Origin of the sequence: Sphingomonas sp. PAMC 26621, assembly GCF_000251145.1 — a bacterium.
Taxonomy (GTDB): domain Bacteria; phylum Pseudomonadota; class Alphaproteobacteria; order Sphingomonadales; family Sphingomonadaceae; genus Sphingomonas.
In genome coordinates this window covers 83357-108142 of sequence record NZ_AIDW01000023.1, presented here as the reverse complement: position 1 = coordinate 108142, position 24786 = coordinate 83357, and the positions used below count along the sequence as shown (strand labels likewise).

The window sequence follows — 24786 nt, the reverse complement described above, 5'->3', positions numbered from 1 at the left end:
GGCTTACCCGCGATCGCTTAAGGTCGGGCTAACCGCATCCCGGGCATCCGGGGTCTTTCGGCAATTTGATCGTGCGGAAACGGAAGGCGAGCGCATCGACCAGCAGCAGCTTGCCCGCGCTGTCCTCGCCGAAGCCGACGATGCTGCGCATCGCCTCGAGCGCGGCGAGGCTCCCCATCACCCCGGTCATCGCGCCGATCACGCCCTGTTCGGCGCAACTGTCGCCCGCGGTGTCGACGCTGTTGCCGACGAAGCAGCGGTAGCACGGCTTGTCCGGCTCCCACCCGCGGAACACGCCGAGCTGGCCCTCGAACTGCCCGACCGCCGAGGAGACGAGCGGGATGCGCAGCGCGTGCGCCGCATCCGCGACCGCGAGGCGCGTGGCGAAACTGTCGGTCCCGTCGAGCACGACGTCGACTCCGGCGAGCAGCGTCGCGGCGTTGGTCGGATCGAGGCGCTGCTGGAGCGGTTCGATCGTGACGTGCGGGGTGATCCGCTCCGCCGCCGCGCGTGCGGCTGCGACCTTGGCGGTGCCGACGTCGGCGTCGCCGAACAGCGTCTGGCGCTGGAGGTTGGACAGGTCGACATGGTCGTCGTCGATCAGCACCAGCCGTCCGATGCCGGCTGCGGCGAGATACTGGATCGCGGGGCTGCCGATCCCGCCTGCGCCGACCACCGCGACGCTCGCCGCTTTCAGCTTCAACTGCCCCGCGCCGCCGACTTCGCGCAGGACGATGTGGCGGGCGTAGCGATCGAGTTCGGCGTCTTCGAGCGTGCTCATTCGCGCCAGTCGAACACGATGGAGGTGCGATACCAGGTTTCGCCCGTCCGTCCGCTCGGGATCAGATTGCCGCGCGCGAAGCCGGTGACGAGGCCGACCGCATATTGCTCGACCGTCGGGCAGCCGATTGCGTGCGGGACGATCCGGCGGACCGCGCCGTCGGTGCCGACCAGCGTCGCGACGTCGACGCGGACGACATAGTGGCCGTCGCCCGGGCGTGGCGCGGCGCAGCGGCCCGCCGCGATCTCGCTCGCGACGAAGCGCGTCACCTGCGGGGTCACCTGGCGGGGTGCGACATAGGGCAGCTGGATCATCGCCGACCAGTCGGACGGCAGCGCCGGCGGCGGGGCGGGCTGCGGCTCCGCCTGCATCAGAAGTAAGGCTAGTATCATCGTCCCTTCGATCTGCCCGTGCGGGCATCCGCCATATCGGCCGCGCGATTGCGGTTTTCCACTATAGCGCGCTCAGCCGAGACCGAAACAGGCCCGGAACGGTCGACCGGCTCAGGGTTCGCGGCGAATGCCGGTCGAGCCGAAGCCGCCGAGACCGCGGGTCGTCTCGGTGCTGAAGGTGTCGACCACGCGGAGCGTCGGGCGCAGGATCGGCACGAAGACGAGCTGCGCGATCCGGTCGCCCGGCTGGACCACCAGCGGTTCGGAGCCGGGGGGCGTTCGCAGCCACGCGCTGATATAGATCTGGTCGCAATAATCCGCGTCGATCAGCCCGACCGACTGGCCGAGGATCAGCCCCTTCTTGTGGCCGAGGCCCGAACGCGCGAGCAGGATGGCGGCCATGCCGGGGTCGTTCATCAGCACCGCGATCCCCGACGGGATGAGGACCGCGGGGGCCTGTGGCTGGAGCGTCAGCGGTTCCGCGATGCAGGCGTGGAGATCGAGCCCCGCCGCCATGTCGGTCTGGTAGCGCGGCAGGCCCCAGCCGTGGAGCCGGTCGTCGAGGATCCGAATTCGACGTCGATCCGGGCCGAGTCTGTCATCTGTGTCTGTTCCCATGCCCAACCGCGGCGGCGGTGCTGGCGGCCCCGTGGTGCAGCGCGTGCCATACCGGCAAGTCCGCGGCGGGCCAACCGCCGACGGGGGCCGTCCGCGTTTCTGTCCGGCGCTTCGGCAATGGCGATGAGACCGGTGTTTTCAGCGCACAAGGGGAATCGTAACTCGGTAAATCCCTAGCTGGGAAAGTCACCAGCTACACCATGTCACACGAACGTCCCAAACGATGGTCTAGATAGTGAGTGTCACCGCGACTCCATGCGAGTAATCATGCCCGCCACCAACCGCATCAACTTGTTGAGTATGGTCTGCTCCTGCGTGGCGCATGCGGCAATCCTTGGCGGTTGCTTGCTCGCCGGCTATCGCATGCCGCATGGCGCGACCGTGCCAGTGCCGCACGGTACCGTGATGGCGGTTTCGTTCGCCCCGGTGCCGCGCGCCGCCGCGCCGCAGCGGAGCCTGCCGCCGACTCGCAGCGCGGCGGCACCGGCGGCCATCGCACCCCCCGGGGCACCCCGTTCCGAAACGGGAAGCGCGACTCCGGATGCCACCGTCGCACCGGTCGGCGCGGCCGATGCGGCCTCCATGCCCGATACCGCGCCCGTCGCACCCAGGGTTCCGGATGGCGCCGCAGCGCAGGACACGCTGGCGACCTATCAACGGCAGTTGTACGAAACGATCGCGCGCAACAGCCGCTACCCCGCCGCCGCGCGCCGGCTGCATCTGTCCGGCGTGACGCAGCTTGCCTTTCGCCTCGACCGCGCCGGCAACGTGCTGACCAGCTGGATTCAGGAAAGCTCGGGGTCCGACGTGCTCGACACCGCCGCGACCGACGCGCTGACGCGGGCGCAACCCCTGCCGCCGATCCCGGTGGCGCTACCGGCGCGGATGGATTTCGTGATCGAACTCGACTCCGCCGCCATCCAGCAGGTCGCCAGCGGATCGGCACGGTAAGCCGATGGACGGTGCCTGTTCTTTCGCGGGATCGTGCACGACCGGAGCGCTGGCGTGACGACCAGCCGCAACGGGCTCGTCAGCCTCCTCATTTCCGCATATCCCGAGTTCCGGCGACGGCTCGCGGGGCGGCTGGGTTCGGCGGATCTTGCGAACGAGGCACTGCAGGACACCTACATCCGGCTCAGCCGTGCCGAGAATCTCGGCGAGATCCGCAACCCGCGCTCCTATATCCTCGTCACCGCGCTCAACATCGCGAAGAACAACACACGCTCCGAAGCGCGCCACCTGTCCTCGGCGGAGATCGATCCGCTGATCGATATCCCCGACGAGACACCCGATGCGTTGCGCACGCTGGAGGCGCGGTCCGAGCTCGCGGCGGTCGAACGCGCGCTGGGGGAACTGGCCCCGCGGCGCCGCGCGATGTTCCTGCGGTTCTGGGTCGAAGGATCCGGATACAAGGATCTGGCGATCGAATTCAACGTGTCGGAACGGACGGTGCGGCACGAATTGCTGCTCGCAAACCGCTACGTTCACGCCGCGACCGCAAATTTTTGTGTGGCGGAGTTGCAAAAACGGCTCGCTCAGGTGTCATCACGGTAGGGATTGAGTACGATGCTGGTTGGCAGCGCGTTTGCCCTTGAGCGATTGGGTACCATGTCACGATGACGGAACGCCTGGATTGGGAAGACGATCTGGCGCGCCTGCGGCTGGAGGGGCTCGATCATCTGACTCGCCTTCGCTCGGGCGAGGCGACCGACCATGACGCCGCCGCCTTCATCACTTGGCGCGCGACGAGCCCGGCGCATGAGGAAGCCTTTCGCTCCGCGATCCGCCTGACTCGCCTGATCCCGCACGCCCGGCCCGGTCAGCCAAGCCGGACCTGCCCGGCGGCGAACGACGACGGCGCGGTGGTGGCGTCGCGCGGGGTCCTCGGTCGGCAGCTAAGCCGGCGCGGCATCCTGGGCGGCGCGCTCGCCGCGTCGGTGGCGGGGGGCGCCGTGTTCGCGGGGCGGACGCTCGACGTTCTTCCCGCACCGTCCGTTTTCACGGCAGACGTGCGGACCGGGCCCGGCGAACGGCGGCGGATCCGGCTGGCCGGTGGCGCGCTGGCCGATCTCAACACGCGGACGAGTGTCGGCCTGCGGACCGGGCTGGGGATGCCTGCGATCGACCTGATCGACGGCGAGGCGATCATCGCGGACGGACCATCGGCGCGCGCCGCGGTGCTGGCGGGGCCGGGGCGGGGGACCGTGACCGCAGGCCGGATGAGCGCGCGGCGCGACGGCGACCAGGTCTGTATCACCTGCCTCGAGGGGACCGTCGCGGTCGCCTGGTCCGGGGAGACGCGGAAGCTCGAACCGAGCGAAGCGGTCCGGTACGATCGCAGCGGGATCGGTGCGGTCGAGCGCGGCGCCGACCCGGCGGTCCTCACCGCGTGGCAGAAAGGGACGCTGATCTTCCACGACATGCCGATGCGCGACGTGGTGGTCGAGCTCAACCGCTACCGCGCCGGCAGGATCTTCCTGGCCGACCGTCGCCTTGCCGACCGGCGGCTGAGCGGGACGTACGCCATGAACCGGTTGGACACCTTCTTCGACCAGGCGGAACTGGGTCTGGGCGTCACGATTTACCGGCTTCCGGGCAATGTCGTCATACTGACATGATCGGCAGAACGATCGCGCGCAAACGGGCGGTATCGTAACAAAACTGCAGTAAAAAACTTTTGCCAAACCTGTGCTTTCGACGTGTCCTTGAAGCGGGGAACAGTCAGGGGGCAGCAATGTTGATAAGCCGGGTACCGCACGACGATGTGGGGCAGACATTCTCTAATGTGTTCATCGCGAAGACTGTCCCGCGCGCCGTTCCGCCCGCGAAGGACTCGTCGGCTGTCATCGAAACCTGTCGGACGGCAGCGGAATTGCGGACATGGCTGCTCAAGTTCGCGCGCGGACTCGGCTTCTATGGCGCGCGCTACATTCAACTCGGGCGGCTGTGCTGGGGGCTTGGCGACGCGGACAGCGCGCAGCCGATCCGGTATTTGTCGACCTCTAGCCAGGCGGACCGCGAGGACGAGCAATGGATCCGGGCGGACCCGTCGATCGGCCAGATCCGGAACGCCTTCGCCCCCTTCGCCTGGTCGACGCGGTCGGGGCAGGACGTGACGCCGCAACAGCGCGCGTGGCTCGATGGCGAACGCAGTCGCGGGATCGATGCCGGGCTGACGATCCCCGTGCAGGACAGCGAAGGGTGTCCCGCGTATCTCAACCTGTTCGGGATCGACGAGGCCGCCGTCCGCGATCTCATCGACGCGCGCGCGGCCGAACTGGCCTTCACCGCGGCGCAATTCCACGCGCGCGCCAAGGCGCTGGTCCCGGTCGCGCATTGGGTCGGACATGGCCCGAAACTGTCGAACCGCGAGATCGAGTGTCTTCGGCTCGCGGCCTTCGGGCAGAACGTCAACGAGAGCGGGCAGACGTTGGGCATCTCGGGTCGGACGGTCGAGTTCCACTTGCGCAACGCGCTCGACAAGCTTGGCGCGCCGACCAAGATCCGCGCCGTCGTCCTTGCGTTCGGCACTGGCATCGTCGCGGCGCAGGCCTGAGGGCTTCGCTTCGGCGGCGGTGCCGGATCAGGCGAGGCGGCGTTCGGCGAGGGCCGCCTCGACGCTTGCGATATCGGCCGGGTGGCTCACCGCCCGCAACCCCCCGGGGGGATCGCACACTTCGATCATGCGGATCGTGATCCCGATGTGGAGGAATCGTAGTTGCTCGAGCCCCTCGGCAAGTTCGAGTGCGGAGGGAGCTTCGCTGGCGTAACAGGCGAGCGCCGCGCGACGGTAGGCGAAGACGCTCAGCGGAACGTGGACGATGGGGTCGCGCAGGCGATCCGGCATGAACGGCAGGATCTGGCGCGAGAAATACAGCGCGTTGCACGCCCGGTCGCAAACGACGGTCGTGCCATCGACCTTCCCCGCGCGCGCGTCGGCCAGAAGCCGCGCGGCCATCAGCGGCGAGCAGCGGACCATCGGCGCGGCAACCCTGATCGTCGGATCGGAGAGCATCGTGTCGAGCAGCGCATCGATCGCGAGCGGCGGGATCAGCGGTGCTTCCCCTTGCAGGTTGACGATGACGTCCGCGTCGATCCCCGCCGACCGGACCGCATCCCAGCAGCGCTCGGTTCCGTTGCGGCAGGACCGCGCGGTCATCGCGACCCGGGCGCCGATCCGCAGCGCTTCCTCGGCGACGCGGTGATCGTCGGTCGCGATCCAGATCTCGCTGATCCCGCCGACGCCGGAGGCGACTTCCCACGTCCGCTCGAGCACGGATTTGACAGCGCCGCCGGCCCCGCGCAGCGGCGCGAGCGGCTTTCCCGGGAAGCGGGTCGAGCCAAAGCGCGCGGGAACGACGATCGCGACGCGCGGTGGGGATGGCGGGACATCGCTCCCGCCGACCAGCGTCAGCATCACGCGATCCCGAGCCGCAGCAGGTCGTGGATATGCACCAGCCCGCGGACACGGCCGCTTGCCTCGGAATCGATCACGACCACCGACGTGATGCGCGCGCCCGCCATCAGCACGAGCGCGTCGCGCGCCATCGCGCCGAGCGAAAGCGTCCGCAGTCGCGGCACCATGACGTCCGCGGCGGTCGCGTCGGTCAGGCGCAGCGCGTTGCGACGGATGTCACCGTCGGTGATGATGCCCAGCAGCCGCTGTTGCGAATCGATCACGATCGCCTGTCCGAGCCCTTTTTCCGAAACCATCGCGAGGACGAAGGGGAGCGGGCAATCCGGCGCGACCAGCGGGAGCGCGTCGCCGCTGTGCATGAACCCCTCGACCGCGACGAGATCGAGCCCCAGGCGGCTTCCCGGGTGCAGGTCGACCAGATCCCGCGCGTCGAGCCCGCGCAGCCGCAGCAGCGCGACCGCCAGCGCATCCCCCAGCGCCAGCATCATCGTGGTCGACGTGGTCGGGGAACGGCCGAACGGGCAGGCTTCGGGGCGCGCCGGGAGCAGCAGGACGACGTCCGCCGCATCGGCGATCGCGGACTGACCGGTGGCGGTGATCGCGATGATCGGGACCGCCAGCATGGCCGCGCGGCGGACGATGATGCCGAGCTCGCGCGCGTCGCCCGCGTTGGACAGCAGCAGCAGGGCGTCGCCGCGCAGGATCGTCCCGATATCGCCGTGGACCGCATCGCCGGCATGCAGGAAGCACGCGGGCGTCCCGCTCGCCATCAGAGTCGAGGCGATCTTGTCCGCGATCTGCCCGGCCCCGCCTAGTCCGCAGACGATGAGCCGTCCTGCGGTCGTCTGGATGATCTGGACCGCCCGGCCGAATGTCTGATCGAGCCCCTGGGCGAGCGCCCACAGCGCTTCCGCCTCGGTCGCGATCGTGCGGCGGCCCATCGCGACTGCCCCGCTCGGGTCGGCCTCGTGCTTCTGGGGTAAGCGTATCATGACGTCCCGATCGTCCTTCCCCGCGCTGTGGCCGCCCGCGCCTGGGTTCTAGAATTGATCACCAAGTACCGGGCTGGGGTAATCCGCAGGGCGGCGCGGCGGGCAGGTGTCGGATGCAGCGCCGCGGGGGCGACTAGCGCGTGCGGCCCCTGAGACTGAGGCGCAACGGCTGCGCGAGGCCGTCGGGCGGGAGCGGCACGACGGTATCGGTGAGCACGGCGGCCACCGCCCGGTCGCCGCGCGTCTGTCCGGTTCCCCTGGCCAGCCGGATGCCGACGACGTGCCCGTGGTCGTCGATGCTGAGATCGGCGAGCACCGTGAAGGCGAGGCCGCTGGTCCGGCGGTCGGCGCGGAGGTGGTCCTCGAACGCGGTTTCGAGGATCCCGTAATAGGCCAGCCGTGCCACCGGGGAGGGGCGTCCGATCGCGACGCGTTCGCGCACGACGATCCGCCCGAGCGAAATCGGTGCGGCTTGCGGCGATGCGGCGGGGAGCGTCAGGATCGCGGCGTTCGGCCGGGTGTAGCGGGGGATCAGCCCCGTCCCCGCCAGCAACCGGCGCAGCGCCTCGCGCGGGGTATAGCTGCCGCGGACGGGGCTGGACCGCCGCCCGGTGGCAAGCGCGGCATCATACAGGAGCTGGACCTCGGTCACGCGGAAATAGCGGTCGAGCGCGGCGTCGAGCGGCAAAGACGGTATGTCGAACGCGATCGCGCGATCGGAGGCGGCTTGCTGCGCTACGGCTGCGTCTCGCAGCAGTGTCGCGTCGCCGGCGGCGGCGAGCAGCAGCGATCCCGCAACCATGCGAAAGGTCTTCAGGCGCGGCATCGCCGAACACGGTAAGCGGCGGGGCACCCTGTGGCGAGACAAGATCGCGATATCCATGAAAAGAGGACCAGCCGTTGCCGGAACGGAGGGCCGCCTGGATGACGCCGGGCGATCCGGCAAGATCGATTGCCGCGGTTGTAGAGACCGTGTGCTGTCAGCCGCCTCGATACGCCAGAACCCTGTCAAAGATATAGAGAGTGCAACACGTTGAGGTCCGGTCCGGGCCAGTTGTCGTCACCATTTTGTAACAAAAAACTTTTGCCATTTTACTGCCTGGCCGTGTCCTTTCAGCAGGAGCTTGTTCCGGGGGGTAAGATCACATGGTATCGAGCAGTGCGTTCGTGCGTCACGTCACGGGCGGGATTGGCCACGGCGGTGTCGCAACACGGTGGATCGGCTCGGTTACGCATTCTGTTCGCGCGACGATTGCCCGGGTTGCAGGTGTCGGGTCGCTCCGTCCGACGGTGACGACGCTGCTGGCGATGGTTTTCGCCGGACCCATCCGGGCCTGACATGCGCCATTTCCAGACGATCTCCAGCGGGCTGTTCCTGGCGGTTTGCGCCGTGGCGGTACCGGGTATCGCGGTCGCGCAAGCCGGTCCGCCCAGGGCTTCTGACGGCGAGGCGCAACCGACGAGCGCGCCGGAACGCTTCCTGATCAGCGCGATCGATGTGTCCGGCGTGACGAAGCTGACGGCGGCGGAAGTCGAACGGCTGATCTATCCGCATCTCGGCCCGGACCGGACCAATGCCGATGTGATCGCCGCGCAAAAGGCGTTGCAGGAGGCCTATGCCGCACGCGGCTATGAGGCGGTCGACGTCACGATCCCGATCCAGCCGAACGATCTGTTCGCGCGCGGGATCGTCCAGATCACGGTCAGCGAGACGCCGCTCGGCAAGGTGCAGGTCGTCGACTCGCGGCATCATTCGGTCGCGACCGCGCGGGCGCAGATCCCGTCGCTGGTCGAGGGGCAGCCGATCGACCTGAAGGCGTTCCAGCGCGACATCAGCGACGCCAACCGCTTCCCCGATCGCCTCATCAGCCCGCGCTTCAAGGCGGGGAGCGTTCCCGGCACGATCGACGTCGACCTCAAGGTCGACGACAGCCTGCCGGTCCACGCCTCGCTCGAACTCAACAACGACAACAGCCCCAATACCAAGCCGCTCCGCCTCAGCGGCACGGTGCGCTACACCAACGTCCTGGGGCTGGGGCATACGCTCTCGGTCACGGGATCGCTCGCGCCGGAGGATACGCGGCAGAGCGCGGTGATCTCGGGATCGTATAATGCGCCGATCCTCGGCTCACCCTGGTCGTTCCTGCTCTACGGCTATCGCTCGAACAGCAATGTCGCCGCGCTGGGCGGGACCAACGTGCTCGGCAACGGCTATCAGATCGGGCTGCGCGCGACGTACCGGCTGCCGAGCGAAAAGACCTTCCAGCAGATCAGCTTCGGCCCCGATTTCAAGGCGTTCAAGGAAAACATCTCGTTCCAGGGGGCGGCGCTCCAGCCGACCACGATCCGCTATGTCCCGGTCGTCGCGGAATATACGCTGACCGGCGCGGACGAACGGTCGAGCTATGGCCTGTCGTTCGGGACGACCGCGGGGGTGCGGGTCGTCCGGCGGGACGCCTGTTTCGACAATCCGTTCGGCAGCGCGCCCCCGGCCGATGTCGCGACCTGTTCGCTCGGCGGCGGCAAGACCGGGATCGTCGCGGACCAGTTCACCGGGCGCGGCGTCGATGCCAGCGAGAACTTCCTGCACTGGAACCTCGACCTCAATTACACCCGCCTGCTGCCTTCCGACATCCAGGCGGCGCTGCGCTTCACCGGGCAATTGGCGGATGCGAGCCTCGTCACCAACGAGCAATTCTCGCTCGGCGGCATGTCCAGCGTGCGCGGCTATTACGTGTCCGAAGCGGTCGGCGATGACGGCTTCGTCTCGTCGTTCGAACTGCGCTCGCCAAGTCTCGCGCCGGTGTTCGGGTCGTTCGTCGACGATCTGCGCCTCTTCGCGTTCGGCGACGCCGGCTACGCGCGGATCCGCGCGCCGCTGGCATCCCAGGCCGATCTGTTCCGCCTTTCGAGCACCGGCGGGGGCCTGCGGTTGCAGATCTTCAAGACGATCAGCGGCGAAGCGCTGGTCGGCGTTCCATTGCGTCGAGGGCCCGTCTCGCGACGGTACGACCCGCGCTACAGCTTTTCTATCAAGGGCGGGTTCTGATCATGGTTTTGACTTGGGGGATAGCGACCGTGCGGCGATATATTCTGGCGCTGGTGCTTGCAGTCTGTGCGATCGCGTCACCGGCGCATGCGCAGCAGGCCAGCGGCTGGTGGAGCAAGGACTGGCCGTATCGCAAGGCGGTGACGGTCGATACCGCGCCGTCGGGCGCGAACCTGAGCGGCGCGATCGGGCGGACGGTGCTGCTGGTCCGGCTCCACAACGGCAATTTCACCTTCCCAGACGCGCTCGAGAATGGCGCCGATCTCCGCGTGGTCGACAGCGACGGCAAGACGCCGCTGCCGTTCCATATCGAACGGTTCGACGCGACCAACGGGATCGCCGCGCTGTGGGTTGCGGTCCCCAAACTGTCGGGCGGCGAGAAGCGCACACTGTGGATTTATTTCGGCAACAAGAATGCGACCGCCGCGAGCGACGTCGCGGGGACCTATGATCCCGACACGATCGCGGCCTATCACTTCAGCGAGAATGCCGGGCAGCCGGTCCGCGACCTGACCGCCTACAAGAACAATGCGCAGAATGCCGCGCCGGGGCGTGACGACAATGGCATCATCGCGCGCGCCGCGAAATTCGCGGGGCAGGGCGAACTGATGGTGCCGGCAAGCCCCTCGCTCACGATGGCGGCGGGCAAGCCGTTGACGCTGGAAAGCTGGGTCAAGCTCGACAAACTCGACGGCGAGCAGGCGACCTTTGCACGGGGGGCGCTCGTCCTCGGCTTCGCCAACGGGCTGCCGTTTGCGCAGATCGGCGGGCAGCGGCTGCAGGGAACGACGCCGGTCCAGCCGGGCGTCTGGGCGCATCTCGCCTTCGTCGCCGACGGGACGGCCAATCGGCTGTACGTCAACGGGGTCGAAGCCGCACAGGGCGCGGGCGCGCTGCCCGCGCTCGATGGACCGATGACGCTCGGTGGCGCGGCAGAGCGGCCGTTCGGCGGTGAGCTCGACGAGACGCGCCTGTCGCGGACCGCGCGGCCGGCGGCGATGATCCTTGCCAGTGCGCAGGGCGAAGGCCCGTCGAACAAGCTGCTGAGCGTCGCGGATGCGGCCGAGCGGCAGAGCGCGGGTGGCGGGACGCTGATGTTCATCATCGGCAAGATCGAAGCGGTCGACGGCGCGATCATCGCGATCTGCCTGCTGATGCTCGCGGTCGCGCTCGCGGTGATGGCGGCCAAGGCGCGCTATGTCGGCCGGGCGCAGCGCGCCAACGCCGCCTTCATGAAGCGTTTCCGGGACATGCACGCCGAACTGGTCAGCGTGAAGAGCGTCGCGGGGATCTCACCGCGCGAGGTCACCGTCGTCGCCGGGTCACCGCTCGGGCGGATCTATGAAGAGGGGATCGACGAGGTCGAGGTGCGCCGCACCCTCTATGGCAACCGGCCGCTCACCAGCGAGGCGGTCGAGGCGATGCGCGCAGCGGTCGATGCGGTCGTGGTCGAGGAGAATCAGAAGCTCGACCGCAACATGGTGCTGCTGACGATCGCGATTTCGGGCGGGCCGTTCATCGGGCTGCTCGGCACGGTGATGGGCGTCATGAACACCTTCGGCGGCGTCGCGATGGCGGGGGACGTCAACGTCAATGCGATCGCGCCTGGAATCGCGGCGGCGCTGATGGCGACGATCGCGGGGCTCGCCTGCGCGATCCCGTCGCTGTTCGGGTACAATTACCTCAACACGCAGATCGCCAAGCTGTCCGACGACATGCGCGTGTTCGTCGATCGCCTGATCACCCGTCTCGCCGAAATGCAGGCCGAGGCCGCGAAGACGCCGCCCGCCGCGCAGACGGCCGAGCGGCTCCACGCCGGCCAGCCGGCCTGATCGCAGACAGCGGAGACAGACCATGCAAACCGGTGGCGGCCGCAAGGCCTATGACGACATCAACATCACCCCGATGCTCGACCTGGCCTATGTGCTGCTCGTCATCTTCATCCTGATGGCGACCGCCTCGGTGCAGGGGATCAAGGTCAATTTGCCCAAGGCGAGCGCGGCGCAAAGCCTCGTCCAGCCCAAGACGATCGCGATCACCGTCACGACCGACGGGCAGATCTTCATGGATGCCTTTCCGGTGACGCTCACCGATCTCGAGGCGCGGCTGCGCACCGCCAAGGCGAGCAACCCCGACGTCCCGATCGTGCTCAAGGGCGACCAGACCGCGCAATATGGCAAGATCACCGAAGTGCTCGACCTCTGCCGCCAGCTCGACCTCGACAAGGTCGGCCTGGTCACCGGCAAGCCGAGCGCGGCGAACTGACATGGCCGTGCGGGGGGCTCATGTGATGGCGGCGGCGGGGGCCGCGCTATCGGACGCAGGCGGATCGCGCGTGCGGTCGGGCGGGATCGACTGATGGCCGCCACCCACGTCGACCGCCCGGCCGACCCCGGGGATTTCCGCTTCGACGGCACGTCGCGCGGGATGATCCTGGCCTATTGCATCGGCGGTGTGCTGGTCCTGGCACTCGCCTATTTCCTCTACACGCAGTTCACCGCGGTCTACGGGGTAAAGGTCGAGGCGCCATGCGACTGCAGCCGCGCATAGATCGCTTCGTTGAGCCAGCCACGGTTTCCGACACAGACGAGGTAGGGGACTTTGCGAGTGCCGTAGGTCTTGATGAGCCTGATCCACGCCTCGAACGCGCCGAGGTGGTTCTTGCGCGACTCGATGGTCGACACGAAAAGGATGTAATTCTCGCGGACGACGCCGAATTGCGCGAGGCGTGCTGTGCCGTTCGGCAAGGTCGCGGGCTTTCTAAAATCCGCATCGAGCCGGATGACCGCCACCCGCTCGGGATCGACCGCATGGCCAAGCCGCGCGCCGACCGCGACCAGGTCGCGCTTGGTGGAGAGCGAGTTAACCAAATAATAATCGGCATGGTCGAACGCGCCGATCACCCAGCTGATGAAGTCCTGCGTCAGTTCCTTCACGCAATGCTCGTTCGCCATCACCGGGATCAGGTCGTGGACGAACGGAACGTAGCGGATATCGGATTCGGCCTTCGCCTTGCGGACATAGAGGAAATAGTTTTGGAGCCACCAGGATGTGCCGAGGTTGATCAGATACGCACGCTGCGGAAACACGAGCGCGTCCGCCATCGTCATCTCGAGGCGCAACTGCGTGAGCACGCTGATCCAGTCCGTGGCGGTGCGATCGCCGCTTTCCAGGCTCATGCTGCACAGATGCCGGAACAGCGGGCGGCTGATCTCGACCCATTCGTCGCGATGGTCGAGGAAGGCGCAGACGCGCACTGTCCCCTCTTCCCGGGTTTCGAGCGCGCCGCGGATCATCTCGATCTGGACTCGCTGGATCCCGGTGGGGAGCCGCGCATTGCGGAAGTAGGAAATCAGGTCGGACGCGTCGAACACGATCGCTGCGGTCCCGTCCGACAGCAGGATCTCCATCGTGGTCGCGCACGTGCCGGTCGAGCGTGCGGTATCGTCGGCGATGAGGAGATCATCGGGATCGTCCGTCTGGAAGGACAGGACAGTCGTCGCGTCCACCGTGGCGGAGGGGGACAACATCGTGGGCTCGCTAAACGGCTGTTTCATCGTCAGGAGACTCATGATTTCTTGAGGAGAGACGTCGAATCCGGCCGCCATCAGCGTATGCAGCGCCAGGACGGCATCGCCGTTGACCGGCGAGGCGCGCGCGGCGCGCATATAGGCGCGGGTCGCCGCGGGGAGGTTGCCCCGCTCCTTGTGGAGATGCCCCAGATGCAGCTCGACGTCGGATCCCGGGTCGAGTTCGCGGGCGCGGCAATAGGCCATTTCGGCCTGGTCATAGTCCTTCGACTGCAGCAGCATGTGGCCATATTGGAGCCAGATGTGCGCCAGCGCGTCGTTCCGGATCAGTGCCTGCCAGTACAGCTTTGCGGCCTTCTCCCATTGCTGCCGGTCCCGCGCCGTATTGGCGGCAGCGAGCAGGCGATGGACGTCGAACGTCACCGGAACACCGTTCGATTTCCGGATCTTGAGCTTGCCCAGCATGGGCACCGGCAGCATCACATCATTCTGCATGTTCGTGGACACCTGCGAGGATCAGCCAACCGATCGCGAACGCGAAGGCGAGGGTGAAGAAGACGGTGGCGACCGTCTCGAGCCGTTTGGGGTACAGCGCCTTCCCCGGGAGGTTGGGCTTGACGACCGGGACGATGAACAACTGCTGCTTCAGCAATTGCTCGCGGGCGGCCTGGAAACTCGCCGCCGCCGCCTCGTAGCGCTTGGAGGCGAATTCCTGGCGCAGCCGGAGATGTTCGTAATCCCCCAGCCCGCCCGCGACCGACCGGTTCGATCCCGCAAGCCTGGCCTGGGCGGTGGCGACCTGTCGTTCCATCGCGGCGACCCGGCGCGCCGTCGCGGCGTATTGCGGTGCGGACGACGGGACGGTCGCCGCCATCGCCTCGAGGCTGGCGCGCGCCTGCGCGGTCTGCTCCTGCAGGCTCGCGGCGGTCTGGATCTGCGCGGACCCGGTCTTTTCCGGGTCGACGTCGCGCCGCGCCTGGCGGAATGCGGTGAGCGCGATCTGCGCCTGTTCGACCGTGGCTTCGGCCTCGACGATCTGGCGGCGCGCGACCTTGAGGCCATCCTCGAACATCCGGCGGTTGAGGTTGCCGACCTGGATTTCCCCCAGAACGAGCAGCCGGTCCGCAAGCGCCTTGGCATCCGCGGGGCGGAACGCGCGGACGCGGAGCGCGGTGATCCCGGTTTCGCTCGCGTTGGCGATATGGACCTGATGGCGATAAAAACGCAGCAGCGTCTCCGGCGCGGGATCGGCCGACCACAGGCGTGTCGCCGGATCGGCCTCCGGGCGACGGAACATGGCGATCAACGTGCCGCGGCCGAGCGAATCGATCGCGTCGTGCGACAACAGATATTCCGCAACGCTGTGCGCGTCGGCGGGCACCGCGCCCGTCGACATGCCGAGGATCTGGCTGAGGCCGCTGCCCGGCGACGCGGATTGCGGCGCGCGTACGATAAAGCTCGCTTCCGATTCGAACTGGTCGCTGACGATCAGATATTCGAACGCGACGGTTACCAGCGTCGGGAGCAGGACGAGGAGCAGGAAGAGCGACTGGAACCAGCGTCGCCGCCGGTGCGGGGGGATTTCCACCTCCGGCAGGTCGGCGTCGATCGGGTCGAGGTCCTCACCCCATCCGTCATCCTCCGGGTCCGCGCGGCGCTTGAGCAGCCGCGGCACGACCGGCGCGTGGGGCTGAAGCGCGATACGATCCTCGGGATCAGGCGACGCTTCGGGTACAGCAGGATCGACCGCGGTCTTGAAGGTCATCGGATCAGCTCAGATGCACGTTGCGGCGCAGGACGCGGAGCGCCAGCAGGCCAAGGACGGTGAGCCCGAGGCACCATGCGAAGACATAGGCCGGGTCCAGATACGGGCTCTCGACGCTGCCGAAGGCGCCGCTGTGGACCATCTCGAAGATCTGGTTGAGCGGCGACCACGACAGATAGCCACGATAGGGTTGCGGGATCCACTGCAGCACGAAGAACGCACCCGACAGCGGCATCGCGATATACGTCACCGGATGAACCAGCTTGTTGAAGGCCTTGCTGAAATAGGATCCGGTCGCGATCCCCATCGACAAGGCGAGCGAGAACCAGGTCAGCAGCACGATGCCCGCGAGCAACCGCAGCGGACGGGCGGGCCAGTCCGCGATGCCGAAGGCGATGGCGAGGGACAGAAGCAAGGCGAGCGCCGCCATCGTCGCCAGCAGTTCGAGGATCGCGCGGGCGAGCAGCATGTCGAGGATCGTCACCACGCGGTGGAACAGCAAGGCCTTGTTCGCATCGAGCGTGGTCTCCGCCCGCGTCACGATCGACCGGAAGATCATGAAGGTGCAATATCCGATGAGCGTGAAGGGGATCAGCCGCAGGTCCGAGGTGTAATGCCCACCGCCAGTCCCGCCGCTGCCGACGTGGATGAGCGCGACGGAGGCCGCGAGCATCGCGGGTTCGACCAGCATCCACATGTATCCGATGTTGGCGCGTCCGTAGCGCGTCTGGATTTCCCGCATGATCAGCGCGCCGATCACATGACGCTGGACATCCGCGCCGTCGACGGTCCGCCGCAGCCAACGGCGCAGGTCCTGCGCCATCAGCACGCTGGCGCACCGATCAGGCTGCCGGGGGCTCGTAGGGTCGGAATGCGTGTCATCTGGATCCGGCAGGGGCAGCGGTGATGTGCCCGTCGCCGCTATCGCTGACGTCCCGCGACCGGCGGCTCGGGATTCCCCGAGTGGCGGCGAAGAAATCGCGTCGCTGCGTTATTCTGGAACCGGAAAGTCATTCGCGGGTTCGGAACATACGAGAAACATCGAGAGACCCATCATGGCCGAACAGCTGCACAATCCGAAGCTCGACGAACATCCCGATTCGAACACCGAGAAAGATCCGGCGGACTGGGTCTCGGGCGGTGATCCGATGACCGGGGCGCAGGCATCCTACCTCACCACCCTCTGCGAAGAAGCCAAGGTCGAGGCCCCCAGCGCCGACCTGAGCAAGGCCGATGCATCGAAGATGATCGACGAACTGAAGCAGAAGCTCGGGCACTGAGCCCGGGCTGCCCGGACCGCCATCCCTGACCTCAGGGGTGGCGGCGGGCGGTATCCAGAGCAAGCAGGGCGCTGGCGATGCGCCCGGCGAGCCGGTCGGCGACCTGGTCCTTCGGCATCCGCGCCCAGGTTTCGACCCCGGAAGCGGTGACGAGATGGATGCTGTTGGCATCCCCGCCCATCACATCGCCCGATACGTCATTGGCGACGATCCAGTCGACCGTCTTGCGCAGTCGCTTGGCGCTGGCATGTTCCACCACGCGCTCGGTCTCCGCGGCGAAACCTATCAGCAGTCTCGGCCGGTTCGGGCTCCTGGCAAGCGTTGCGAGAATGTCCGGGTTCTCGACCAGCCGCAGCACGGGGGCTTCCGCCCCCTTCTTGATCTTCTGCGCAACACCCTCGACGCGCCAGTCGGCGACGGCGGCGACCATCACCGCAGCATCGACCGGGAGCGCGGCCGCGACCGCCGCCGCCATCTCCAGCGCGGTCTCCACGTCGATCCGTTCCACACCGGCTGGCGTCGGCAGGGTCACCGGTCCAGCCACCAGCGTCACCCGCGCACCCCGTCGCGCGAGCGCGGCAGCAATCGCGAAGCCCTGTTTCCCCGACGATCGGTTGGCCAGATAGCGGACCGGATCAATCGGCTCGTGCGTCGGGCCGGCGGTGACCAGAATATGCTTGCCGTCCAGCATCGCGACCAGGGTCCCTCAGCCGTTCAGCAACTGGAGGATCGCGGCGAGAATGGCGGGCGGCTCGGGCAGGCGACCGGGGCCGAATTCGCCGCACGCCATCGCGCCCTCGTCGGGGTCGAGCACCGTGATCCCGTCACCGCGCAGCGTCGCGACATTGCGGACGGTGGCGGGGTGCTGCCACATCCGCACGTTCATCGCGGGGGCGGCGAGGACTCGCTTGTCGGTCGCGAGCAGCAGCGTCGTCGCGAGATCATCCGCGATTCCCGCCGCCATCTTCGCCATCAGGTCGGCAGTGGCGGGCGCAACGACGACCAGATCGGCCTCGCGGCTGAGCTGGATATGCCCCATCTCGACCTCGTCCTTCAGGTCCCACAGGCTGGTGTGCACCTGGTTCTCGGACAGCGCGGCGAGCGTCATGGGCGTGACGAAATGCGCGCCGCCGTCGTCAGCACGCATTTGACCGAAATGCCGGCCTTGCGGCACAGCCGGATCAGTTCGCTTGCCTTATACGCCGCGATCCCGCCGCCGATGATCAGCAGGATCTTCATCGCACCAGCCGCGTGACCGTGATCCGCCGCCGGTCGCGTGCGCGCGAAACGAGGTCGCGCAGGCCATCGGGCGCAAAGGCGAGGCCGACGAGAAGGACGGGCGCGATCATCAGGCCCCAATAGAAGGTGTCGGCCCGCCCGAACAGCCCGAGCAGCGCAGCATAGCCGCAGAAGACCGTCAGTGTGCGCAGCGCGAGCGGCTCGACCCAGCTCGCCCAGCCGAACAGCGCGACCCCGACCAGCGGGGCCGCAACCACCAGCGGCGCAAGGGTGAGCGCGGTCGATGCGACCATCGCCCGGACGAAGAAGCCGAATCCGAGCAGGCCCGCCCAACCCGGCGATGCGGGATCGGTCGGCCGGACGACGTCGGCGACGGCATGCGCATGAAAGGCGAGGACGAGCGCCAGCACTGCCATCGACGCGCCCCAGCCAAACGCTTCGCGGCGATTGCCCTCGGCAAAGGCGAGCACCGCCATGATGCCGACATACAGGACCGCCGTCTCGCGGATCAGCATTGCAACAAGCCCGATCGCGACGGCGGCCGACCACCGATCATCGCGTCGCAGCGCGAGCGACAGCGCAATCAGCAAGCCCGCCCAGATTTCGTGGAAGCCGATCAGGTCGCGCTGGACGAACGCCGCCATGCCCCCCGCCAGCAACAGCATCGCGCAGGTCAGCGGGAGCGTCCGCAGGAAGGCGGGGCGCAACCGGACGAACCACGCAGCGGCGGTTCCCGCGACCAGGGCGTAGAGCAGCGATTCCATGACCGACTGCGGGACATGCGCCTCGACCACCGCCAGCGCGGGCAACCGGAAGGTGACGAACGGCCGCAGCGGGTAATCGCCACGCCGAAGCGCGTTGGCGGTGACGCTGTAATAGTCACCGCCACCGCGGATCCCCGATACGATCGCACCGTATAACGCCGTGTCGGTCTGGGTCGTGTCGCCCGCTACTGTAGCCGGCGGCGGGCTCGCCAGCGCCAGCAGTGTCGCGGCGAGCAGCAGCACGAATGCCCCCAACCCCCAGCGCGCCTGCGTCCGGTTCAGCATCGCGAAGCGCGACGGTCCGGCAAGCCAGAGCGGCGGCCGCGGGGTCGTCGGCGGGGGCGTGGCTACCCCCACAACACCCATCCGATACCGAGGCTGGCGGCGGCGCTGACGATCGCGACTGCGGCATAGCGCCAGCCGCCGCCGAAGCGGACGATCTCGATGTGCCGCAGCGGCGGCTCGGGCGGCGCGCCCGGCGGGTTGGGGAAGCGCAGCTCGATGTTGCGGATCAGGTCGGGCAGCCGCGCGAACGTGCGCAGATCGGTGACGATCCGGTCCGCGACCGCCGCTTCCGGCCCGAGCTCGGTGCGGATCCACTCCCGCACGAACGGCGCGGCGGCATCCCACAGGTTGATCTCGGGATCGAGGCTGGTGGCCACGCCCTCGACCATCACCATCGTCTTCTGCAGCAGCAGCAGGTGCGGCTGGGTCTGCATGTCGAAATCACGCGTGATGTTGAACAGCCCGTCGAGCATCATCCCGATCGACATGTCCTTGACCGCCATCCCGCGCATCGGCTCGCCGACCGCACGCAGCGCGGTCGCGAACTCGGCGACATTGTGGTGCGAGGGCACATAGCCCGCCTCGAAATGGATCTCCGCGACGCGTTTGTAATTGCCGGTGATCAGCCCGTAGAGGATCTCCGCCAGCCAGACGCGCGCGCGCCGGTCGATCCGGCCCATGATGCCGAAGTCGATCGCGGCGATCTTGTTGCCGGGAAGCGCGAACAGATTGCCCTGGTGCATGTCGGCATGGAAGAACCCTTCCGCGATCGCCTGGCGCAGGAAGGCGTGGACCAACGTGTCGGCGAGCTTGGGCAGGTCGTAGCCTGCCGCGATCAGCGCGGCGCGGTTCGACAGCTTGATCCCGTCGATCCATTCGAGCGTCAGCACCTTGCCGGTGGTGCGCTGCCAGTCGATCGTCGGAACCTTGAAGTCGGGCTCCGCTTCCATCGAATCCGCGAGCTCGGACGCGGACGCCGCCTCGCGCCGCAGGTCAAGCTCGCGCGCGGTCCAGCGCTTGAACGTCTCGATCGTCAGGCGCGGGCGCAGCCGCGACAGTTCGCCGCCCATCGCCTCGACCTGCGCGGCGGCCCATTCGTACGTGTCGATCGCGCGCGTGAAATCTTCCTCGACCCCGGGGCGGAGCACCTTGATCGCGACGGTGCGGCCATCGGTGGTCACCGCGCGGTGGACCTGCGCGATCGACGCGGCGCCGACGGGTACCGGCTCGATCGACCGGAACAGCTCGGCCGGGTCGCGCTGGAACGCGCGGGTCAGCGCGGCGTGGATCGTCTCGTACGGGACGGGGGGCAGCGCATCCTGCAACCGCATCAGGTCGAGCGCGGCGGCGTCGCCGACCATGTCGGGGCGAGTCGCCAGCGTCTGGCCGAGCTTGATCGCGGCGGGACCGATCGCCTGGAGCGCATCGGCATAGCGCGGCACCTTCGGCACGCGCGCACCGAACCGCGCGATCCGCGCGAGGCGGCGCACCGGGGCAGGGGTGTTGAGGTCGCGCTCGATGCCTTGCAGGGCACCGTGGCGCGCTAGAATGCGGCCCCATTTCAGCAGGCGCCAGAGATGGACGGCAGGCGCGGTCATGCGACGCTCCCCTCCCCTTCAGGGGAGGGGCCGGGGGTGGGGAAGGACTGGGTAGTGGACGAGGCGTAGGCGTGATGACCCACTACGGCCCCACCCCAACCCCTCCCCTGAAGGGGAGGGGCTTTGAGGGTCGGCCGCATCAAATCTTCCAGCCATGGTGGATCGCGACCAGCCCGCCGAGCATCGGTTCGACCCCGGTCTGGACGAAGCCCGCGTCGCGGATCATCCCCTCGAAGGTCGGCATGTCGGGGAAGCGCCGGATCGACTCGATCAGGTAGCGATAGCTCTCCGAATCCTGTGCGAGCAGTTTGCCGAGTTGCGGCACGACCTTGTGCGAATAGGCGTCGTACACGTCCGCGAACCCCGGCCACACGGTGGTCGAGAATTCGAGGCAGAAGAACCGCCCGCCACGCCGCAAGACGCGGTGCGCCTCGCGCAGGGCCTTGGGGATGTCGGTCACGTTCCGGATCCCGAACGCGATCGTGTACGCGTCGAAGAAGCGGTCGGGGAAGGTCAGCGTCTCGGCATTCGCCTCGGTCCATACCAGACCGTCGATGCCGCGCTTTGCCGCGCGCTCCATGCCCACTTCGAGCATCTGTGGGTTGATGTCCGCGACCGTCACGCTCGCACCCGATTCGGCGATGCGGAACGCAATGTCGCCGGTGCCGCCCGCCATGTCGAGGATCTGCTCGCCGTCGCGCGGCTTGAGGCGACGGACGAAGCGATCCTTCCACACGCGGTGCATGCCGCCCGACATCGCGTCGTTCATGATGTCGTAGCGGGCCGCAACGCTCGAGAAGACGCCGCCGACGCGGGCGGTCTTCTCGGAGGCGGGGATGTCTTCGTAGCCGAAGGAGACGGTGTTGGGCGCGGGGTCGGTCATGCGGCCTGCTCTAGCCAGTGCTTGTGGCGCGGGCAAACGCAACCTAGCTGATTGCGATGCCAGAATTGCCCGAAGTCGAAACCACCGTGCGGGGCCTGCGCCCCGTACTCGAAGGGCAGCGCATCACCGCGGTCCAGCTGCGCCGCCCCGATCTGCGGCGGCCGTTCCCGGAGGATCTCGGGCAACGGCTGACCGGCGCGACGGTAACGGCCTTGGGACGGCGCGCGAAATACGGGCTGATCGACACGACCCGCGGCGATACGATGATCTTCCACCTCGGCATGTCGGGGCGCTGGCGAGTCGATCCGGCGGAGCTGTTGCCGCACGATCATCTGATTCTCGAAACCGCGCAGCACCGGCTCGCGCTCAACGATGCGCGGCGGTTCGGCTCGGTCGATCTGGTCGCGACCGAATCGATCGCCGCGTTTCCGGCGTTCCTCGCGCTTGGCCCCGAACCGCTCGGGCCGGATCTGACCGCGGCCTACCTCCACCGGATGCTCAAGGACCGGATCGCCTCGATCAAGCTGATGCTGCTCGATCAGCGGATCGTCGCGGGGCTGGGCAACATCTATGTCTGCGAGGCGCTGTTCCTTGCGGGCATCTCGCCCAAGCGCGCGGCGGGCAAGGTGTCGCGCGCCCGGCTCGAGCGACTCGTGCCTGCGATTCGCACGGTGCTGCTCGCCGCGATCGAGGCGGGGGGATCGACCCTGCGCGATTATGCCAAGCCCGACGGCGAGCTCGGATATTTTTCCAAGCAGTTCGCGGTCTATGGCCGGGACGGGCAGCCCTGCGCCTGTGGCGGGCTGGTTCAGCGCTATGCCGAAGGGGGGCGGTCGACGTTCTGGTGCCCGGTTTGCCAACGCTAATTCTGTGCATAGTGATTGACCGGGGACACGCTTCTCGGTAAGGGCAGCGGCTTCCGGGGCCGGGAGACATCTCCCGCCCTTTCTTATTTCTAAAGTCAGAGGGCTTCATGGCGAACACGCCACAGGCGAAAAAGCGTATCCGTCGCAACGCTGCACGGGCACTGGTGAACGGCAACCGCGTCGGCCGAATCCGCACCTTCGTCAAGAAGGCCGAAGCGGCACTCGAGTCCGGCGACAAGGCAGCAGCCGCTGCCGCAATGCTGCAGGTTCAGCCTGAGCTGATGCGCGGCGTCGCCAAGGGCGTGCTCCACAAGAACACCGCGTCGCGCAAGTTCGCGCGCCTGACGAAGCGCCTTACCGCGCTCGCTTAATCGGCTTTCGCCGTTGCAACAATTCGCCCGTCGGACAGTGTCCGGCGGGCTTTTTGTCGTGCCTTGTGCACTGCAAAAAGGTGACTTTTCCGCTAATCAAGAACATCTCAAGAACTTCTTTGGGACGGTTTTTGGAAAGCCCCGTTTTACTGCGATTCGCATAACCTTCACGGAAGTGTAACGACAATTAATCGCGTAAATTCTGTGCGTTATGCGATTTTTGACGCGAATCCTTGGCTGAATCCGAGTCAATGCTGATTATTTCAAAAATCTGACAGGGGCAGGCCTTGATAGACTCGGGCCGTTCTTCATAACTGGCCCTCCACCGCGCAGACGATCGTCTCGCGACTCAATTCGAATGGCACGTTCAGGCGGACTTGATTCCGGCTGTGGGGGTTTTTGTCTTTAATACGTTAGGGCTCCGCCGGCATCGCTGGGGGGCCGAGGAAGGGTTTTGTCGTGGCATCTTTGGGGCAGGGGGCAGCGATCGCGAACAACCATAGCGCCAGCACGACGCAGGACGACATGGTTGCACACGCGTGGGCCACGGTCCGTACGAATCTCCGCGAATCGTCCGGCGTACGGTTGTTCGATCAGTGGCTGAAGCCCATCGTTCTGATCCCCGGCAGCGATCTCGACGCGGTGCGTCTCGGGTTGCCGTCGGCGTTCATGACGAATTGGGTACGGAATCATTACGCCGACCGGCTGTTGCAGGAATTTCGCGTCCTGATCCCGGCGGTGCGCAGCGTCTCAATCGAGACGGTCGCGCGCACCCCGCAGGTTGTGACGGTCGAGACGATCGCCGCACCCGCGCCGGTCGCATCCACCGACGCGGTGCCGACGATCGAGCAGCCGTCGCTCGACCCGCGCTTCACCTTCGACCGCTTCGTGGTCGATCCGTCGAACATGGTCGCATACAATGCCGCTATGGCGCTGGCGCAGCCGGGGGTGCCGCGGTTCAGCCCGCTGTTCCTCCACAGCGGCACCGGGCAGGGCAAGACCCACCTGATGCACGCGATCGGCGCGGCCTATCTGGCGGCGGTGCCGAATGCGCGCGTGCTGCTGATGTCGGCCGAGCGGTTCATGTACGAATTCGTCCAGGCGCTCCGCACGCGCGAGACGCATGCGTTCAAGACCCGGCTGCGCGCCGCCGACCTGCTGCTGATCGACGATCTCCAGTTCATCGCGGGCAAGGATGCGACGCAGGAGGAATTCTTCCACACGATGAACGAGGTGATGGGCGCGGGGAAGCGCCTGGTCATCTCGGCCGATCGCTGCCCGCAAGGCCTCGACGGCGTCGAACAACGCATCACTTCGCGCCTGTCGTGCGGTCTGGTTGCGGACATCAAGGCGCCCGATCTGGCGCTGCGCCGCCGCGTGCTCGACCGCAAGCTGACCGACATGCCGGGCGCGCGCGTTCCGGTCGCGGTGCTCGACCTGCTCGCGTCGCGGATCAGCGCGAACATCCGCGACCTCGAAGGCGCGCTCAACCGCGTCGTTGCCTATGCGCAGCTCAGCAATGTCGAGATCGACCTCGACTTCGCGATCGCGACGCTTGGCGACGTGCTGCGCGGTGCGGAACGCCGCGTGACGATCGACGAGATCCAGAAGGCGGTCTCCGCGCATTTCGAGATCAAGCCGATCGACCTCGTGTCGGCACGCCGTGCGGTCGTCGTCGCGCGGCCCCGGCAGATCGCGATGTATCTCGCAAAGCGCCTGACCACGCGCTCGCTCCCCGAGATCGGGCGCAAGTTCGGCGGGCGCGATCATTCGACCGTGATCCACGCGGTTCGCCGGATCGAGGATTTGCGTGACAAGGATCACGAGATCGACAGCTCGGTGCGGACGCTGATGCGGCAGCTCGAGGGGTAAGGCGTGCGGAAGCATGCGCCTTACGTGTGCTTCCCCCCACTACACTTCCCCGGCGAAGGCCGGGGCCCAGGAGCGATGGCGGCG

Annotated in this window: 24 protein-coding genes and 1 pseudogene; 12 read left to right on the top strand and 13 right to left on the bottom strand. The window is 67.4% G+C overall.

Features of this window, described 5'->3' with window-relative positions:
* Positions 1-28: 28 nt before the first annotated feature.
* The 3 genes from RI03_RS13780 to dut form a co-directional block, all read right to left on the bottom strand.
* Complete coding sequence (locus RI03_RS13780; protein WP_010217995.1) at positions 29-781, bottom strand: HesA/MoeB/ThiF family protein; 753 nt, start codon at positions 779-781, stop codon at positions 29-31.
* On the bottom strand, positions 778-1173 hold the full coding sequence (locus RI03_RS13775) for a hypothetical protein (protein WP_238542370.1): 396 nt from the start codon (positions 1171-1173) through the stop codon (positions 778-780). Before RI03_RS13775 ends, RI03_RS13780 begins: the two co-directional genes overlap by 4 nt.
* Before the next feature lie 111 nt (positions 1174-1284).
* On the bottom strand, positions 1285-1791 hold the full coding sequence (gene dut / locus RI03_RS13770; protein WP_051007271.1) for a dUTP diphosphatase: 507 nt from the start codon (positions 1789-1791) through the stop codon (positions 1285-1287).
* Positions 1792-2106: 315 nt separating this feature from the next.
* Between dut and RI03_RS13765 the strand changes: the two genes are divergently transcribed.
* The 4 genes from RI03_RS13765 to RI03_RS13750 all read left to right on the top strand — a co-directional run bounded on the left by RI03_RS13765 (position 2107) and on the right by RI03_RS13750 (position 5347).
* Complete coding sequence (locus RI03_RS13765; RefSeq protein WP_138995667.1) at positions 2107-2742, top strand: energy transducer TonB; 636 nt, start codon at positions 2107-2109, stop codon at positions 2740-2742.
* A gap of 54 nt (positions 2743-2796) precedes the next feature.
* On the top strand, positions 2797-3345 hold the full coding sequence (locus RI03_RS13760; RefSeq protein ID WP_010217991.1) for an RNA polymerase sigma factor: 549 nt from the start codon (positions 2797-2799) through the stop codon (positions 3343-3345).
* A gap of 62 nt (positions 3346-3407) precedes the next feature.
* Positions 3408-4409 carry a FecR family protein gene (locus tag RI03_RS13755; protein WP_010217990.1) on the top strand — a complete coding sequence of 334 codons (1002 nt, stop codon included), beginning with the start codon at positions 3408-3410 and terminating at the stop codon, positions 4407-4409.
* Between the two features lie 167 nt (positions 4410-4576).
* Positions 4577-5347: a helix-turn-helix transcriptional regulator gene (locus tag RI03_RS13750; protein ID WP_010217989.1), complete on the top strand. Its 771-nt coding sequence runs from the start codon at positions 4577-4579 to the stop codon at positions 5345-5347.
* A gap of 27 nt (positions 5348-5374) precedes the next feature.
* Here RI03_RS13750 and kdsB read toward each other — a convergent pair whose 3' ends face one another.
* From kdsB to RI03_RS13735, 3 genes are all read right to left on the bottom strand, one after another.
* Positions 5375-6208 carry a 3-deoxy-manno-octulosonate cytidylyltransferase gene (kdsB, locus tag RI03_RS13745; protein ID WP_010217988.1) on the bottom strand — a complete coding sequence of 278 codons (834 nt, stop codon included), beginning with the start codon at positions 6206-6208 and terminating at the stop codon, positions 5375-5377.
* Entirely contained in the window at positions 6208-7200 is a 993-nt protein-coding gene (locus RI03_RS13740) for a KpsF/GutQ family sugar-phosphate isomerase (protein ID WP_026046726.1), read from the bottom strand. The genes kdsB and RI03_RS13740 overlap by 1 nt, the downstream gene beginning before the upstream one ends.
* Positions 7201-7333: 133 nt before the next feature.
* A complete protein-coding gene (locus RI03_RS13735; protein WP_238542369.1) occupies positions 7334-8002 on the bottom strand; it encodes an STN domain-containing protein in 669 nt (222 codons plus the stop codon).
* 537 nt (positions 8003-8539) lie between these two features.
* Between RI03_RS13735 and RI03_RS13725 the strand changes: the two genes are divergently transcribed.
* The 4 genes from RI03_RS13725 to RI03_RS13710 all read left to right on the top strand — a co-directional run bounded on the left by RI03_RS13725 (position 8540) and on the right by RI03_RS13710 (position 12799).
* A complete protein-coding gene (locus RI03_RS13725) occupies positions 8540-10249 on the top strand; it encodes a ShlB/FhaC/HecB family hemolysin secretion/activation protein (RefSeq protein WP_010217985.1) in 1710 nt (569 codons plus the stop codon).
* A 29-nt stretch (positions 10250-10278) separates the two neighbouring features.
* On the top strand, positions 10279-12081 hold the full coding sequence (locus RI03_RS13720) for a DUF2341 domain-containing protein (RefSeq protein WP_026046724.1): 1803 nt from the start codon (positions 10279-10281) through the stop codon (positions 12079-12081).
* A 22-nt stretch (positions 12082-12103) separates the two neighbouring features.
* On the top strand, positions 12104-12514 hold the full coding sequence (locus RI03_RS13715; protein WP_010217983.1) for an ExbD/TolR family protein: 411 nt from the start codon (positions 12104-12106) through the stop codon (positions 12512-12514).
* Positions 12515-12607: 93 nt separating this feature from the next.
* A complete protein-coding gene (locus tag RI03_RS13710; protein ID WP_010217982.1) occupies positions 12608-12799 on the top strand; it encodes a hypothetical protein in 192 nt (63 codons plus the stop codon).
* Here the strand turns inward: RI03_RS13710 and RI03_RS13705 are convergent.
* From RI03_RS13705 to RI03_RS13695, 3 genes are read right to left on the bottom strand one after another with little or no spacing between them, the layout of a single operon-like run.
* Positions 12754-14259, bottom strand: coding sequence for a tetratricopeptide repeat-containing glycosyltransferase family protein (locus RI03_RS13705; protein ID WP_170318380.1), 1506 nt, complete (start codon positions 14257-14259; stop codon positions 12754-12756). The two genes, RI03_RS13710 and RI03_RS13705, sit on opposite strands and share 46 nt — an antisense overlap.
* 4 nt (positions 14260-14263) lie before the next feature.
* Positions 14264-15544, bottom strand: coding sequence for a capsule polysaccharide transporter (locus RI03_RS13700; protein ID WP_010217980.1), 1281 nt, complete (start codon positions 15542-15544; stop codon positions 14264-14266).
* Between the two features lie 4 nt (positions 15545-15548).
* Positions 15549-16367, bottom strand: coding sequence for an ABC transporter permease (locus tag RI03_RS13695; protein WP_010217979.1), 819 nt, complete (start codon positions 16365-16367; stop codon positions 15549-15551).
* Positions 16368-16599: 232 nt separating this feature from the next.
* On the opposite strand from RI03_RS13695, the gene RI03_RS13690 reads away from it, so the two are divergent.
* Positions 16600-16824, top strand: coding sequence for a DUF3072 domain-containing protein (locus tag RI03_RS13690; RefSeq protein ID WP_010160498.1), 225 nt, complete (start codon positions 16600-16602; stop codon positions 16822-16824).
* Between the two features lie 31 nt (positions 16825-16855).
* Here RI03_RS13690 and coaBC read toward each other — a convergent pair.
* From coaBC to RI03_RS13670, 4 genes and pseudogenes are all read right to left on the bottom strand, one after another.
* Positions 16856-18063 (bottom strand): annotated as a pseudogene (gene coaBC, locus RI03_RS13685) (bifunctional phosphopantothenoylcysteine decarboxylase/phosphopantothenate--cysteine ligase CoaBC).
* Complete coding sequence (locus RI03_RS13680; RefSeq protein ID WP_010217978.1) at positions 18060-19184, bottom strand: hypothetical protein; 1125 nt, start codon at positions 19182-19184, stop codon at positions 18060-18062. The pseudogene coaBC and the gene RI03_RS13680 overlap by 4 nt, the downstream one beginning before the upstream one ends.
* On the bottom strand, positions 19175-20710 hold the full coding sequence (gene ubiB / locus RI03_RS13675; RefSeq protein ID WP_010217977.1) for a 2-polyprenylphenol 6-hydroxylase: 1536 nt from the start codon (positions 20708-20710) through the stop codon (positions 19175-19177). Before ubiB ends, RI03_RS13680 begins: the two co-directional genes overlap by 10 nt.
* A gap of 139 nt (positions 20711-20849) precedes the next feature.
* Positions 20850-21593: a class I SAM-dependent methyltransferase gene (locus RI03_RS13670; RefSeq protein ID WP_010217976.1), complete on the bottom strand. Its 744-nt coding sequence runs from the start codon at positions 21591-21593 to the stop codon at positions 20850-20852.
* Positions 21594-21649: 56 nt separating this feature from the next.
* Between RI03_RS13670 and mutM the strand changes: the two genes are divergently transcribed.
* The 3 genes from mutM to dnaA all read left to right on the top strand — a co-directional run bounded on the left by mutM (position 21650) and on the right by dnaA (position 24702).
* Positions 21650-22459 (top strand): bifunctional DNA-formamidopyrimidine glycosylase/DNA-(apurinic or apyrimidinic site) lyase, encoded by an 810-nt coding sequence (gene mutM, locus RI03_RS13665; protein WP_010217975.1) that lies wholly within the window; start codon positions 21650-21652, stop codon positions 22457-22459.
* 107 nt (positions 22460-22566) lie between these two features.
* Entirely contained in the window at positions 22567-22830 is a 264-nt protein-coding gene (gene rpsT / locus RI03_RS13660; RefSeq protein ID WP_010160493.1) for a 30S ribosomal protein S20, read from the top strand.
* 468 nt (positions 22831-23298) lie between these two features.
* Entirely contained in the window at positions 23299-24702 is a 1404-nt protein-coding gene (gene dnaA / locus RI03_RS13655) for a chromosomal replication initiator protein DnaA (RefSeq protein WP_010217974.1), read from the top strand.
* Positions 24703-24786 lie beyond the last annotated feature (84 nt).

Coding starts and splice junctions, on each gene's coding strand:
- ubiB (WP_010217977.1), bottom strand. CDS start 20,710: ATGACCGCGCCTGCCGTCCATCTCTGGCGCCTGCTGAAATGGGGCCGC.
- rpsT (WP_010160493.1), top strand. CDS start 22,567: ATGGCGAACACGCCACAGGCGAAAAAGCGTATCCGTCGCAACGCTGCA.
- RI03_RS13705 (WP_170318380.1), bottom strand. CDS start 14,259: ATGCTGCCGGTGCCCATGCTGGGCAAGCTCAAGATCCGGAAATCGAAC.
- RI03_RS13780 (WP_010217995.1), bottom strand. CDS start 781: ATGAGCACGCTCGAAGACGCCGAACTCGATCGCTACGCCCGCCACATC.
- RI03_RS13740 (WP_026046726.1), bottom strand. CDS start 7,200: ATGATACGCTTACCCCAGAAGCACGAGGCCGACCCGAGCGGGGCAGTC.
- kdsB (WP_010217988.1), bottom strand. CDS start 6,208: ATGCTGACGCTGGTCGGCGGGAGCGATGTCCCGCCATCCCCACCGCGC.
- RI03_RS13670 (WP_010217976.1), bottom strand. CDS start 21,593: ATGACCGACCCCGCGCCCAACACCGTCTCCTTCGGCTACGAAGACATC.
- RI03_RS13735 (WP_238542369.1), bottom strand. CDS start 8,002: ATGGTTGCGGGATCGCTGCTGCTCGCCGCCGCCGGCGACGCGACACTG.
- RI03_RS13755 (WP_010217990.1), top strand. CDS start 3,408: ATGACGGAACGCCTGGATTGGGAAGACGATCTGGCGCGCCTGCGGCTG.
- RI03_RS13710 (WP_010217982.1), top strand. CDS start 12,608: ATGGCCGCCACCCACGTCGACCGCCCGGCCGACCCCGGGGATTTCCGC.
- RI03_RS13700 (WP_010217980.1), bottom strand. CDS start 15,544: ATGACCTTCAAGACCGCGGTCGATCCTGCTGTACCCGAAGCGTCGCCT.
- RI03_RS13775 (WP_238542370.1), bottom strand. CDS start 1,173: ATGATACTAGCCTTACTTCTGATGCAGGCGGAGCCGCAGCCCGCCCCG.
- dut (WP_051007271.1), bottom strand. CDS start 1,791: ATGGGAACAGACACAGATGACAGACTCGGCCCGGATCGACGTCGAATT.
- RI03_RS13715 (WP_010217983.1), top strand. CDS start 12,104: ATGCAAACCGGTGGCGGCCGCAAGGCCTATGACGACATCAACATCACC.
- mutM (WP_010217975.1), top strand. CDS start 21,650: ATGCCAGAATTGCCCGAAGTCGAAACCACCGTGCGGGGCCTGCGCCCC.
- RI03_RS13695 (WP_010217979.1), bottom strand. CDS start 16,367: ATGGCGCAGGACCTGCGCCGTTGGCTGCGGCGGACCGTCGACGGCGCG.
- RI03_RS13725 (WP_010217985.1), top strand. CDS start 8,540: ATGCGCCATTTCCAGACGATCTCCAGCGGGCTGTTCCTGGCGGTTTGC.
- RI03_RS13690 (WP_010160498.1), top strand. CDS start 16,600: ATGGCCGAACAGCTGCACAATCCGAAGCTCGACGAACATCCCGATTCG.